This window comes from Winogradskyella sp. R77965, from assembly GCF_044594915.1.
Taxonomy (GTDB): domain Bacteria; phylum Bacteroidota; class Bacteroidia; order Flavobacteriales; family Flavobacteriaceae; genus Winogradskyella.
The window spans coordinates 2,368,592-2,382,167 of the sequence record NZ_CP138990.1 but is presented as its reverse complement, the minus strand read 5'-3'; the positions used below and the strand labels follow the sequence as shown (position 1 = coordinate 2,382,167).

Below are 13,576 nucleotides of genomic sequence, written 5' to 3'. Positions count from 1 at the left end.
CAACTATGCAATTATTAAAATCACTTTTTATTCTACTTGTATTAGTAAGTGTTTCAAATCTTCAAGCTCAAGAAGAGAAACGTTTTAAAATACATACTGTAGCGTTCTACAATTTAGAAAATTTATTTGACACTATTAATGATCCAGAAAAATATGATGAGGCTAGTCCCATCATGGAGATTAAAGCCAATCGTAGTGAGATTTATAAGAAAAAAATAAAAAATATGGCTCGTGTCGTTGCGAACATAGGTAGTGATAAAGCAAATAATTCACCTGCAATAATTGGAGTTTGTGAGATAGAGAACAGACAAGTTTTAGAAGATTTAGTAAATGATCCATTGCTTTTAGGTAAAGATTATGGAATCATTCATTTTGATGGACCCGACAGAAGAAGTATAGATGTAGCTTTATTATACCAAAAAGACTTATTTCAACCTATAAATGAAAGTTCTCATGAATTAGTAATATACGATGATTTAACTCGAAAGCGGGTTTATACGAGAGATCAACTGTTAGTAAGTGGAAAATTAGATGGTGATTTAATACATGTTTTAGTGAATCATTGGCCATCTCGAAGCGGTGGAGAAGCTAGAAGCAGACCCAAAAGAGTAGCTGCGGCTAAATTAAATAAAAGATTAATCGATTCTTTACAGTCTAAAGATCCTTATGCTAAAATTTTTACAATGGGAGATTTAAACGATGACCCAACTAATGATAGCGTAAAAGACGTTTTAAAAGCAAAAAAAGATAAAGAAGATGTGCCTTTAAAGGGCATATACAATCCTTTCGAAAAGATGTTTACAGAAAAAGGTTACGGAACTACAGCTTATAGAGATGCCTGGAGTTTATTTGATCAGATTATGATGACTAAGCCCCTATTAGAAGATGACTATTCATCATACAGATTTTGGAAAGCAGGCATTTACAATAAAGCATACTTATCTAATAAACGAGGGCGTTACGAAGGTTACCCATTTAGAAGTTTTGCAGATGGGGGTTTTACAGGAGGTTTTAGCGATCACTTTCCAGTGTATGTTTATCTTATTAAAGAAGTTAAATAGGAATCCAAGAAAACTGAGAATTAGAGAAACTCTCTAAAGACATAAAAAAAGCGTTAAGAAATTTCTTAACGCTTTTTTTATGTCATATATATTCTTAAAACCAAATATTCCATGGGATTTTAGCCAACACTAAAATCAAAGCAATAGTGTAGAAAATAGCTAACATCTTAAACTTAGGTTTAGAGGTTAATTTCTTTTTGTGTTTAGAATAACCAATAGTCACCAATGCAACAGCGATTATCATAGTAAGTGGATGTTCTACTATGAGGTTTCTTAAATCTGAATTTTTCATCACTTCTCCCATACCACCAACTTGTTTAATAGTAGAGAAATAATCTTTTACGAAAAATAAGATCAGTCCTAATAACAACTGAATGTGCATTGTAATTAAAGCAAACAATGAAATTCTAAAATCTTTAGCATCAAATTCTTTGTCACCAAAAAATTTAATGAGTGCGTTAAATGTAGCTAAGACTAAGACGACTAAAACTAAATAAGCCCAATAGGAGTGTAAAAATTGCATCATTTGATTGTTAGGTTATTTGATTAATGAATACAAAAGTAAGGATTTGAAAGTGAAAGTGATTATTCGGTAATAGTAATTTTGTGTTTTATCTCATTACCTAGTTCATCCATAACAGTAATAATATGATCACCAGAAGAAGGTAAAACAGCCATATCGTGTATGTCTTTTGTACTACCAACAAATTGATTATCAATATACCAATAGAGTTCTAGTTCTGGTTTTGAGTGTGCTACTTTTAAGACTAAGTCGTTAGTATTTCCATCAAAATCCTTGGGTAAAAAAATAGTGCTTTGTTGATTAGGATATATAAAATCCATAGATACTCCAGAAGATTCAGCGCAGTCATTTCGATAAGGAGGAGGACTTTTATAAAAAGGGTTTTTATTTTTAAAATAATAGGCTTGTAAAGGCGGAAGTACAAACCAAGGCTTGTTATTAATATTCGATATAGATTCACAAGAAGAGTTCACCTGAAATTGTTCGGACATATCCAAGTGCAACAATTTATGAAAAGGACAAGGTGCCGTTTTTCTGCCACTAGCTTGAATATATCTTAACTCAGTATCATCACAAATTGAAGAGGCTCTATAACCACTTTTTATACAGATATTCACTTCTAACATTTCATCATACGGTTGATCGAACCATTTACTTTTTGGTAGCATATCGAACACATCAAATAGAATAGGAGCAGCAGTTTGTACACCTACCAAACCTGGTCGTCCTTCACCATCTGCATTACCAACCCAAACACCAACCACATAATCTTTTGTTGTGCCAATTGCCCAGGCATCTCTAAAACCGAAGCTTGTTCCTGTTTTCCATGCAATTTCTTGAGAAGAATCATAATATTCCCAACTATCATCGCCTTCTGGTCTATTGACTTGTTTCATACTTTCAAAAGTGAGATAAATGGAAGCCGCATCAAAAACGTCTTTTTCATTTTTAAGTTTTCCAAAATTTATAGGTTCTCCATAGATGTATGTAGGTTGTGTAAATTCATGGTCAAAATACTTGCTTGAGTTGTCGTTAAAATGATTTAAAGTTGAAGCCATTGCAGCATAACTTTTACACAAATCCCATAGATTACTTTCTGCACCACCGAGAACCAAAGACAAACCATAATGGTTGGCATTGTATTTTAAATCTTTAAGTTGAAGTTCTTTTAAATAATGATAAAAGCGATCCAAACCAAAATCCTGAAGCATTCGCACTGCAGGCACATTTAAAGACCGTGATAAGGCTTCATTAGCAAAGACTGCTCCGTCGTAAGTTTTGTTATAGTTTTCGGGCTGGTAACTACCAAATTGAGTCGGTACATCAGCGACTAAAGTATTTGGTAATAAATCGCCAGCATCAAGCATTGAGGCATATAAAAAAGGTTTTAATATGCTGCCTGTGCTTCTAGGCTTATCAATAATATCTACATTTTTTTGATGCGCTTTATCAGTTGGTGAATTGCCAATATAGGTTAATACTTCACGCGTGTTTACGTCTAAAACTAAAACAGAAATATTATAAATTTCGTTTTGCTTTAATAAATTGTAGTGCTGTTTTACAATGGTATTAGTTCGCTCTTGTAGCGCTGTTTTAATAGTCGTTTTAATACGTTTTCCTTTATGATCTCTTGCCACTTTTTGAAGCAAATGAGTTGCAATTTGAGGCAATGGATAAGGTTTTTGTGGTAAACCTTCGGCAATTGATAGCTCATAAGTTAGCTCATCAATTTTACCTTCTGCATATAATTTTTTTAGTAATCGATTACGTTTTTCTAACAATCGCTTTTGATTTTTCCCGGGATAAATCAAACTTGGTGCATTCGGCAGCACAGCTAAGGTGGCACTTTCTGCCCAAGATAAGTTGGAGGCGTTTCTATTAAAATAACGCCAAGCTGCTGCATCGATTCCTACAACATTTCCACCAAAAGGAGCATAACTTGAATACAGGTTTAAAATTTCATCTTTTGATAGTCTAAACTCTAATCGTGTGGCAAGAATGAGCTCCTTGAGTTTTTCGGCATAGGTGCGCGATTTTCCTTTTCGAGACAAGCGAATCACTTGTTGGGTTATTGTGCTTCCTCCGCGTTTTACACTTCCAGAACTTAAATTACCTTTTAAAGCTTTGTAAATTGAAATAGGATTAAAACCAGGATGCTTATAGAAATATTCATCTTCAAACTGAAGAATACAGGTTTTAAATTTATCTGGTACACTATCACTAACAGGAAATCTCCATTGTCCATCTTCTGCAATTAATGCTCCTAATAATTCATTTGAGTTACTGCTTATAATAGTGGCTGTTGGATCTTTAAATAATTGTTGAGGTAAACAGAAATAGTAAGTAATAAGAAGTATTCCGACAATTGTCGATTTTATTTTATTACGTTTTATGTAGTTAACTAGTTTCAAATTGAAATGACAGTCACATTATATTTTTAGGTTCTATTCATCAGATTCCTGCTTTAGCAGGAATTCGTATTCTCGTTCAACTTTACAAATTCTCACATTATACCAATTGTACCATTGCTCACGTCCTTTTTGCTGAGCGAATAAATGTTCTGTATTGGCTTTCCAATTTTTAATCGCTTCTAAACTTTCCCAATAACTCACTGTAATACCTACACCTGCACTGAGCGCAGTCGAAGTGTCGTTTCTAGCACTATCAATACCTATGTAACCTTCTTGCTGTTTTGCTAAGGTCTCCATTTTTTCAGCCATTTCGGCATAGCCTTCGATATGTTCAGTCTGAGTTGATGTAAATATTACAGCAAAGTATGGTTTAAAGTTTTTTTTCATATTTATACAAATTCTTAATTGAACTGTCATTGCGAATCACGTCTTTTTACGTGATGTGGCAATCTGTTTATTTAATACTAAATTTCTTGAGATTGCCACGTCAATCGTTCCTCATTCCTCGCAATGACAGTAAGTTTAAGAACCTTCTGGCATCTCAAATTCAATAATTTTTTCAGTGATATTATCTTCAAAATCTGTCAATATAAATTTAATAAAAACACGCTCAGTTGAAATACTAACCGGATAATCTTTTATATTCTTTATAGTTTTTACATGGTCTAACCAGTCTTTACCGCATTTGTTTTTAGCGTCATCTTTTATTGCTTTAGTAGCTGTTTTAATAAAATTGATCCAGTCCTTTTCTGTATAGGTTAATGTCTCAAAAGTATTGGATTTTAATTGCTTAACGGGCTTCCATTCTGTGTTAAATTGTTTCCATTCATTAGAATCACACTTAGAATCAGAACTCATAAAAGAGAAACTATTTTCATAGCGTTGAAATAAACTCACTTGTTTATAATCATTCTCTATTAAAACAATATTTTTACCCTCAGGCTTATCACTTATATCAACATTAATTGTAGTAGAATCTGCTTCTTTTAAGCTATGTGATCTTTTATAGTCGCTAGTGGCTAAGTTTTTAATTTCCACATTCAAATCATTGAATTTTAGTCGAATTGTTCTTGCAATTTTATTTGTTGATAAATAGCCATTAAATACGTAACCTATATGGTTTCTGGTTTCCACCTTTACCCATTCTCCAGATACTTTTTTTCCACTATCTAGTATTACCAGTTTTTTATTGGTTTTTTCTATGACTCCAATAGCCTCACCATATGATAATTTACTAAGCATTTTGGCACTGATATCTGGTTGTTCTCTAAGAGATAGTCCACTCTCTGCCACCACATAGGCTTCTTTTTGTTCTTGTGCGTTTAATATTGCTAAATTGAATACTAATACGATCGCTAAAATCTGTTTTAAATTTTGCATAATTACTTGTTTTTAAGTTAAACATTTTAGCGGTTTGTTTTCTAGGATTCTTGTCTGTCGACCAACAAGTTTTAGTTTGTTTTGTCATTCTGAACTTGATTCAGAATCTACTTGTTTTGTTTGTTCATTAAATATTTATTCAGCTTGGGAAATTCATCCTTAATGTAAGTCTCGTCCATTTCACCATCGTAATCATTATCTCCATATTCTAGACCAACATCTATATAACTTCTGAAATTGTTTAATTCATTTGAGTCATATTTAGATACCATTTTTATGATTTCATCCTCTCCAATTTTATTTATAATTTGAGTAATCACATAGCCTAGATTATATCCACTTTCACCTCCTCCGTGTGAAAATTCAATCAAGCTTTTGAATGCACTCGAGTCTTTATTCAATGATGATTTTATCAATGAGACCATCCTTTTGTTTTTAGAATAATCTTGATGTACAACCAGATTATTTTCTAAAAGAATTCCGTTAACATTATCGGTCTTACATCCTAAAAAGAATATAAAGCTTAGAACCAATGCTATATTTAAACCTATTTTTTTCATAGTTATGAGATTCCTGCCTTCGCAGGAATTTTACTTCTCAACGGTGACCCATTTCCCTTTGTTTCTTACGAAGTAGTCATCAACATCATACATGGCTTCAGCTTGTGCTCCAGGTAAATAATAGGCTCCTAAGTAAGATGCGTTAAGCATTACTGTAAAAGTTTTAGTTCCATACTTTCCTTTTCTATTCATATCAAAATAGAAATTGACTCTATCATCTCTTATATCTGTATACCTCGCATTACTCACAGTAGTATCTCCAAAATCTGTGAATCTTGTATTTACAATATCCCAACCTGATGGGAAAATCTGTGTCAATGCCACATCATTTACATAATCGCGGGTTAAGTTTGAAATACTAACTGTTGCCACAAAATCCTGTCCTTGTTGTAATTTGGTCACGTCAATTTTGTTGCCTTGTAAATCTTTATAAACGGTTGAAATTGATAAACCTCTTTGTTCTGCCATCTCTTCACCCAATTTCAACTTACCAGAATTAAGAACTCGCACATAAACCAAATTGTCTTTTGAATTACTAATCGCTATTTGATTTGCTCCATCATTTATAGGAATATTGCGCTGGGCAATACCATTTTTTGTATCAATAGTTTCTGATTTACCATTGATGGTATAGGTTAGTTTTAATTCTTTTCCACCACTTTTACTAATCATTTTTCCCAATGCTAACAGATTATAAGCTGTGGTTTGCGTACTCATCCATCGACTACTTGATAATGATTTTGCAATGGACTTAGCTAAATCTGTTTTTTGAGGATGATTTGTGAGCAACATAGTTTCTAAAGCCATAGCTCTATTTCTGTATATGGAACCATAGGTGTAACGATTAGATTCCGTGCTTTCAAAATCGATATTTGCTGATTTTGAAATCGCCTCACTAGCTTCTTTTTGTCCTGCTAAAGCATAGGCTGCAGCTAATCTCCATTTAGCATCATTAGAAATCTCATCAAACTCCCTAAGTCTATTCATACTTGCTAAATCTGGTGCACCAGCTAATGCTAATGTGTATAGTCGATATGCTTGAGCAAAATCGGTATGATAAGACTGGTAACTTGGTCTCCAATTACGAGCTGCTTGTCTTTGGTAGGCAATCCAATTACTCTTAAATGTTAGAGGTAAAACGAATCCTTTCTTTTCAGCTTCAATCATAAAATGACCAGCATAGCTTGTACTCCAATCGTTTGCCGTATTCTCACCAATCCAATAACTCATACCTCCATTTGCTTGCTGGAAACTCCCCAAACGTCTTATACTATTTTCAATATTATGTTGCACTTCTTTTTTCTTTTGAGGCGTTAAATCGAAAATATCGGTTAAATACAATTGTGGAAATACTCCAGATGTGGTTTGCTCTAAACAACCATGTGGATAACGAATTAAATAAGCCAATCGTTTTGTGAAATCCATAGGAGGTAAGGTTGAAAACTCTACTGTTGCTGAGTTACTTCCTGGCACTCCAAACGTTGTAAAATCAATCGTTTGTTTTGCATTGGCTTGCAGTTCTTTATCAATAACACGAGATGCAAAAGGATTCGGGTTTTCGACATCAATCTCTACTTTGTAAGTTGATTTTTCGCCATTTCCTGTGGCTATAATTTCAATGGTGTTGATACCTTTTGCTTTGGTTACATCTAATTCAAAATAGACCATTTTTTCATCAGGTTTACTAAATTGAAGCGATTGTGTTTTGTTGCCTTTTATGGTTATACCATCACTTAGATTCACCGTAAGTTTTACGTCTTTCACTTTCTTTTCCATAGCGAAAACCGTGACTGGTAATGTTACTTTTTCGCCAGGACTTAACTTACGTGGTAAAGTTGCCAATACCATTAATGGCTTTTTAACTTTCACTGATTTTTCAGCACTTCCATAAGCTTCGGTATTACTGTTTCCGGCAACAACCATGGTTCGCACAGCACCAACATAATTTGGCATTTTGAGCTGGTGTGTTTTCGTTTTTCCTGCATCTAGTAAAAATGGACCTAAATAGGTAACCACAGGCTTAAAGCGATTCGCTTTTTTGTTTTTACCTTTAGCAGCGGCTCCATCTCCACCAATAGCAAACACTTGATCGATACTACCTGAATAGGCTCCAATAACATCATCGAAAATATCCCAAGTCTTAACTCCTAAAGCTTCACGAGCGTAGAAACTGTTCCAAGCGTTTGGTGTTTTAAAACGGGTTAAATCTAATAATCCTTCTTCTACAACAGCAATCGTATAGGTCATGGCTTTGTTATTCTTTTCAGATACTTTTATCTCGTAAGATTGCTCTGGTTGAATGGCATCTGGCATGCTAATCTCTGGCTCTAACTTCGTAGACGGATTTTCGACCATCATAGGAATCACTCCAAATAAACGAATCGGTAAATCATTTGAGGTAATCGCATGAGGTTGTAAAAGTGAAATATTAATAAACACATTTGGAGCCATGTCTTTAGTCACAGGAATATCAATCGTTGTTTCACCTGGTTTTGTTTTTACCCATTGGTGTTGTAATACTTCTGTTCCATTTTCAATACTTACTAAAGCTCTGCCTTCACTACCAGAAGGAAAGGTGAGTTTTGCTGTATCACCAACGTTATACTTGTCTTTGTTGGTTGAGAAGACTAACATTTTTGCAGCTTCTTTATCACCACCTGCTGAATTAGACCACCAATTTTTATAAAAATAGGCTGTTCTTCCTGTGGCATGACCACTCACAGGATCAACTACTCTAATGAGGTAACGTCCACGATCACTTTCTGGAATTTTGAGTTTGAAACTTGCTTTTCCTTTTGCGTCTGTATCAATTGAATATTGTTGTACAGGTCTATGATAATTACTCGACACATAACTCGAAAGATTATCGTAAGAGGAATTCCACCACCATCTCCATTCAATTTTATAAACTTTTACTTCTAATTTTTTACGTTGAATGGGTTTGCCTTCAGCTGTAACTGTGGCGATGTCGAAGGTTTGGTTTTCATCTGTAAAGAATGACCCATAATTGTTTCCTTTTGGTGATTGTAGACCAACAAAGCTTTCATAAGGTGCATAAGGCTTCGTAAACGCATCGAGAGAAAAATCACCTCCCTTTTCAAACGCTCTCACTAAAAATTGAGCAGTTAACATGCCTGGTGCATTTTTACCAATGTTTAGTTTTGTGTCTACTTTTGCATTGCCTTCAGCGTCTAAATAACCTTCAAATACATTGGTTTCTTCTGTACTAAAGTTTTTAGTAGGATCGTTAAACACATAATTCTTATAGCCTTCAAAACTTGTGTATGAAGTTGAGAATTTTGCTTTTATTTCAGCTTTTAAATTCTTAGCAGGTGCACCATGCAGCCAAGCCACATTTAAGTCTCCTTGCAGAGGTTTATTATTGGTTAAAACGTCATCTTCAAAATCGATTTTAATTTTTAATCGGTTTGGTTTTACCGTTTCAATTTTAAGACCTTTTGTAAAGTTGGCTCCACCAACAGAAACTTTCGCGTTGTAATTTCCTGTTTTATAATCTGATGATGTTGGGACTTTAAAATCATAGAAATTATTGATATTATCTACAGAGACTTTTCTGTAAACCAATTTACCAACAGGATCTGTGATTTCTAATTTCACAGGATGTCTTTTCGGTAATTTATTAGCTTTATCATTTAGAACAAAAGTTAAGAATAAACTATCTCCAGGTCTCCAAACTCCACGCTCTCCATAGATGTATCCTTTTAATCCACGTTGAAGTCGGTTTCCAGAAACATCAAACTTACTAAGCGATAGAGAATTCCCATCATGAAGTTTTACATAGCTTACACTTTTTGCTTTTGAAACAATAGCAAAAGCTGCACGTTTTTTGGCATCAATTTCTATGATACCTTCATTATTGGTATTGCCTTTAGCGATTTCTTGTTGCTGATAATTGTATAGTGTAACGTTAGCGCTAGATTCCGGATCTGTGGAAAGGATATTGGTCACCGCAAAGAAGTAATTAAAATCATTGCCTTGCTTTGCAATAACACCCAAATCTGAACCTATTAGATTTAGCGATACAGAACGATTACCGTAATTAAAATACGAATCTGTACAAGGATTATCTCTGTCTCTATATCTGTAATTGGTGTTTCTATAGCTGTAGCTTAGATTATCCCAATAGCGCTCTTCTCTTAATTCTTCCTCTTCTTCTGTAAGCTCTTCAGAAGCATAGAAATCTTCTTCGTAATACTCGTCGTAGTAATCGTCCTCTTCTATTTTTGTTGTTTCTGATTTTGATGTACAATCATATAAGGAATAGTCTTTTTTAAATCCGACTTCGACTCTGTAGATAGCTCCAGTATCTGCTTGTAAATATTTAGATAAATCGATGCTGTAGGCTTTCCACTCACCAGTATTTAAACTTTCATCTCCTATTAGAGTAATTGTTTCTTTTGCAATACGACGTCCTACTTGTTTTATGGAATGTTCGTAATTGCTGTTCATGTTATTTTCTTGAAGAAATTGAAGTACATTATCTTCAAATATTTTGATGATTCTAACATCGACTTTACTTAGATTAACGGCTTCGAAATTGAATTTTAAATCTTGGGAATTTGGTAAAATGGAACCGTTGCTTATGAGTCTTACTTGTGGTTTTAGTGCTTCAAAAGCTAAAGTTTGCGAGTAAGCATTTTTAAGTTTGAAACCATCTGTGTTTTGTATGCCAGTAAACACATCAACTTTAATAGCACCAACTAATTTGGTGTCTGGATAGACTTTTAATACGTTACCATCAATAATGTATTTTGGCTTTTTTACATTTTCTATGGTAACTAAACCTGCAAAATTTTGCTGCTTTTTTAGTGGGTCCGAAAAATTGATGGATAAATACTGTTCTGGACTTTGAATGACTTTAGTTTCAATAATACTGAAGTTATTTTTCCCTAGAATATTGATAAAATTTTCCCCTTTATTTTTTGCTTTTATCGCTTTGCCATCCCAAGCGATATCAATTTTACTGTCTTCTGTTTGACGTTTGATGCTATCAATTCTGAATTCAAAATACTTAGAAGGTTCTTGCATTTCTAGCCAAACTAAGTTGAGGTCTTTTTTATTCTGCTTTGCCGATACCAATTTTTTAGCATCTCCTAAATTTATAACATCCGAAGAGCGTAGTTGACCTAATACATACTGCCATTCTTTGCTATACGATTGTACATTATTGGTCATGATACTAAAACTCGGAGTTATGGTTTTGAATTGAAAGGTATAATCTTCAAATTCTGTTGGCATTGTTTCATAGATTTCACCAAGTTTAACAGTAACTGCATACTCGGTTGCTGGTTCTAAAGCTTCGTCTGGTGTAAAAAGAAGTGTATGCTTGTTAAGTGCTTTTAAGGTACCTTGAATGTGAGGTTGAGTTTTAATTAAACTAGCATCGAGCTCTTGATTCATTTCCCATCCTTCAATTTCATTCGCCAAATTTATTCTTATTGGATCTGCGACAGAAACTAATCCAGAAGTGGTGTAACTTATGTAATCACGATACTTAAAAATATTATCCGTTTCTACTGGCTTTTTTTTACAAGAAAATGCAACTATTAGAATAAGAAGTAGGCGGAGGTGTTTTTTGATGTTCATGGTGTTGACGGATTTAAAAGTAAAACTTTGATCTAAAAAGAGGGTAGGTGCATTCTTGTTAAATAGGTACGCTAAATTTTTAGCGTTTAGACTTTGGGCTGTTGTTAAATTGTTCTTAAAGTTAAGAATAATGCCAAAAAATGCAGGTTAACAATAAAGTTCTTTTAAAAAATCAGCCATAATTTTAGTGTATTGTCAGTTTGAATGATTCTGGGTTTTAACAACGAAGTTCCAAAAGATTTTAATAATCTCTAATGTTATTTAATATTTCTTTGGTTTGAATTTTAAATTCTGTTAAGAGCAGAAGATGCACCATAGCGTAACCTTCTCTTGATGCTAAATGATTAACAAATAATAATTCGTTTTCTTCATTTTTAAGAAGTTTAGAACTTATCGTCATTAATCGTTCCATGTTTTCTGTAGTTAGAGGGTTTGGGCTACTAAATTTTCTCTCATAACTTTTAGATATATTTTCCCATTCCTTACTAGCATCAATAACACCTAGCTTAAGTACAGTGGGTATAAATTCTTGGTCGGTGTATAATGAGTTATTACCGTCAATAACCTTTTCAATACGTTCTAATTCTTCGTAATAATTGATGAGTTGATCTTTAAAGTTTTCATTTTTTAGAAGCTCAATATTACCTGACGAAATAAGTTCGATATAAGCAGGATTAGGGTTTAAGAATGTACGTCTGCTAGCTATTGTTCCCATGACAACTGCAAAAGTGCTATCTATTTTAAGTGTATTAGTTTCAGTGTAAGATTTAAGGGCAATTTTACAATAATCTGCGACTTCTGCTTCAAAGTCTATTTGTCTATCAATAGCCTTTATTTGATTATTAAGGTCACGTTCTATATTTTTAATATAACCAGCTTCTCTTTTTGAATCGATACGGTTGTTATTCCAATTATTAATCTGTAGCGCAATAAGAATCCCAATAACTACAAGGATAATTTCGCCAATAGCGTATTTAAAGTACCTGCCTGCCGGCAAGGCAGGTTTGCCTGTTTTGTTTTCACTCATAAGGTTGTATCGTATTTTACTAAACAATTTAATCATTATCTAATTCTTTATCAATTTGATTAATAATGTCTTTTATAGCTATTTTTCTTGTAATTAACTCTTTTACAAGGACATCAGAGTTTTGCATCATTACAAATAGACTAGATATTAAGGTGTCATTGTTATATATTTTAACGTCATCATTAGATTTAAGATCTAGATCTAATCCCATGAAAGATTGAAAAAATTCTTTAGTCATTAATTGCGGGATGATATCATCTGTAAATTCTCTTGTTAACTGTTTTGTTCGTTCTTGGGTTCCATCTCTATAACTAAAATCGCTATAGTAGTTAGACAATATGGTGCGTATTTTTTTATTTCTTATTAGTCCTATTTTTTCAGAAGACACCATATTATCAAAACCTGTTCTCACAGGCATAAACACTTTAAAATCTGTTAATACCTCGATTTTTGGTCTCAACTTATAAAAATAGGGTTTGCCTTGCTTAGCCACTTCAAATAAGCCAAAAACGTTAGCTATAGTGTCAAATTTTCTTTTGTGAAAATTTACAGTGCTATTAATGTTTAAGGTGTCCTTAATTAGGTTTTCTTTTATTTCGGATAAATATGAGCTTTCGAGTGCTATCTTTTGTCGCCTTTCATTCCAATTATTAATCTGTAGCGCAATAAGAATCCCAATAACTACAAGGATAATTTCGCCAATAGCGTATTTAAAGTACCTGCCTGCCGGCAAGGCAGGTTTGCCTGTTTTGTTTTCCATAATTAGGTTTTGACGGATTTTTCTAAAAAACTTTATCATATGTTTATAGTTAAGTTTTTATGAATTCCGCAAGCGGCTATCTTCACCAAATGTCCACAGGACATTTGATTTTGATGAATCAAAATTGTGTTGCGATAATGGCGAAATCGCCTAAAAAATTTAATCATTTACTTTCTTTTGGTTGAAAATAAATTAGGTTGATGGTTGTAGTTGAGGTTGGTTAATTATATGTGTATGAAGATAGTAA

At 33.4% G+C, this 13,576-nt stretch carries 9 protein-coding genes; 1 reads left to right on the top strand and 8 read right to left on the bottom strand.

Going from position 1 to position 13,576, the window contains the following annotated elements; genetic code table 11:
- Positions 1-5: 5 nt before the first annotated feature.
- Positions 6-1,061 (top strand): endonuclease/exonuclease/phosphatase family protein, encoded by a 1,056-nt coding sequence (locus tag SJY34_RS10595; protein WP_400075463.1) that lies wholly within the window; start codon positions 6-8, stop codon positions 1,059-1,061.
- A 94-nt stretch (positions 1,062-1,155) separates the two neighbouring features.
- On the opposite strand, the gene SJY34_RS10590 is transcribed toward SJY34_RS10595, so the two are convergent.
- The 8 genes from SJY34_RS10590 to SJY34_RS10555 all read right to left on the bottom strand — a co-directional run bounded on the left by SJY34_RS10590 (position 1,156) and on the right by SJY34_RS10555 (position 13,329).
- Positions 1,156-1,587: a hypothetical protein gene (locus SJY34_RS10590; RefSeq protein WP_400075461.1), complete on the bottom strand. Its 432-nt coding sequence runs from the start codon at positions 1,585-1,587 to the stop codon at positions 1,156-1,158.
- 59 nt (positions 1,588-1,646) lie between these two features.
- A complete protein-coding gene (pbpC, locus tag SJY34_RS10585) occupies positions 1,647-3,995 on the bottom strand; it encodes a penicillin-binding protein 1C (RefSeq protein ID WP_400075459.1) in 2,349 nt (782 codons plus the stop codon).
- Between the two features lie 33 nt (positions 3,996-4,028).
- Entirely contained in the window at positions 4,029-4,382 is a 354-nt protein-coding gene (locus SJY34_RS10580; RefSeq protein WP_400075457.1) for an antibiotic biosynthesis monooxygenase family protein, read from the bottom strand.
- Between the two features lie 135 nt (positions 4,383-4,517).
- Positions 4,518-5,375: an SH3 domain-containing protein gene (locus tag SJY34_RS10575; protein ID WP_400075455.1), complete on the bottom strand. Its 858-nt coding sequence runs from the start codon at positions 5,373-5,375 to the stop codon at positions 4,518-4,520.
- Positions 5,376-5,482: 107 nt separating this feature from the next.
- Positions 5,483-5,935: a hypothetical protein gene (locus SJY34_RS10570; RefSeq protein WP_400075453.1), complete on the bottom strand. Its 453-nt coding sequence runs from the start codon at positions 5,933-5,935 to the stop codon at positions 5,483-5,485.
- Between the two features lie 30 nt (positions 5,936-5,965).
- Positions 5,966-11,542 (bottom strand): alpha-2-macroglobulin family protein, encoded by a 5,577-nt coding sequence (locus SJY34_RS10565; protein WP_400075451.1) that lies wholly within the window; start codon positions 11,540-11,542, stop codon positions 5,966-5,968.
- Positions 11,543-11,783: 241 nt separating this feature from the next.
- Positions 11,784-12,569, bottom strand: coding sequence for a DUF6090 family protein (locus tag SJY34_RS10560; protein WP_400075449.1), 786 nt, complete (start codon positions 12,567-12,569; stop codon positions 11,784-11,786).
- 28 nt (positions 12,570-12,597) lie between these two features.
- Positions 12,598-13,329: a DUF6090 family protein gene (locus SJY34_RS10555; RefSeq protein ID WP_400075447.1), complete on the bottom strand. Its 732-nt coding sequence runs from the start codon at positions 13,327-13,329 to the stop codon at positions 12,598-12,600.
- Between the last annotated feature and the right edge of the window lie 247 nt (positions 13,330-13,576).